Consider the following 335-nt stretch of genomic DNA (forward strand, 5'->3'; position numbering starts at 1 on the left):
GACACCCCGACTCGCCACTACGCACACGTAGACTGCCCAGGCCACGCCGACTATGTTAAAAACATGATCACCGGTGCTGCGCAGATGGACGGCGCGATCCTGGTTGTTGCTGCGACTGACGGCCCAATGCCTCAGACTCGTGAGCACATCCTGCTGGGTCGTCAGGTAGGCGTTCCTTACATCATCGTGTTCCTGAACAAGTGCGACATGGTTGATGACGAAGAGCTGCTGGAACTGGTAGAGATGGAAGTTCGTGAACTGCTGTCTCAGTACGATTTCCCAGGCGACGACACCCCAATCGTTCGTGGTTCCGCGCTGAAAGCGCTGGAAGGCGA

The 335-nt window shown here is 57.0% G+C and carries 1 protein-coding gene; it reads left to right on the top strand.

Annotation, left to right across the window (positions count from 1 at the left end; all coding sequences use genetic code 11):
* Window positions 1-335: GTP-binding protein (locus L977_RS14110; protein WP_047626019.1), on the top strand; the 335-nt coding region annotated here is incomplete at both ends.

It is taken from the genome of Enterobacter sp. ZOR0014, from assembly GCF_000798855.1.
In the GTDB taxonomy this organism is placed as follows: Bacteria; Pseudomonadota; Gammaproteobacteria; order Enterobacterales; family Enterobacteriaceae; genus Enterobacter; species Enterobacter kobei.